Consider the following 603-nt stretch of genomic DNA (forward strand, 5'->3'; position numbering starts at 1 on the left):
TGCCGGCACGATTCCCGTACGGTGTTCACTTCTTCATCAGTGAGGACCGGCATCCGGTTCAACGACCGCAGTCATTTCTGTACCTAAACAGTCCTGCGAATATGTGAGTTTTGACCTAATGAGCCACAAAAACTCATTTTCGCCCACGATAATTTTTCTACTTCCTTTCTTTGGAATGCTCATTTCAATATTCACATAACGTCGCTATCAATCGCGGAAAAGGCGTAGTGCGCGAAGCGAACGAAGCTTTTTGCCGTCGATTGCATAGCTTTGTTAACCCTTTTTCCAAATTTGATAGCAATAGTTAATGTTTGAAGTAAAGTGTTGCTCAAAAACAACTTCGAAGGTATTTGGAATACTCGGGAAGAAAACATCCCCCTCTGGCTCGATGTCGATCGTCGATAAGTGGAGCGTAGAGGCCATGGGTAATGTTTCTCGGTAAATTTCTCCGCCACCAGACACTATAACGTGACCGGTGAATTCAGCTAGCCTGTCCATGGCCTCTTCGATTGACTGAAATACAACTACATTGTCATCATTTGATGTCCAACCTGAGCGGGTAACGACCGCGTATTTCCTATTGGGGAGTGCGCCCATAGATTC

General features: G+C 45.3%; 1 protein-coding gene. It reads right to left on the bottom strand.

All coding sequences use genetic code 11. The annotated features are described in order from the left end of the window. Positions 1-273: 273 nt before the first annotated feature. Positions 274-603, bottom strand: a 330-nt coding sequence (locus tag MKP05_RS21435) for a dihydrofolate reductase (RefSeq protein WP_086549541.1), incomplete at its 5' end; no start/stop codon positions are given.

The sequence above is a fragment of the Halomonas flagellata genome, from assembly GCF_022487945.1.
Lineage (GTDB): Bacteria > Pseudomonadota > Gammaproteobacteria > Pseudomonadales > Halomonadaceae > Halomonas > Halomonas flagellata.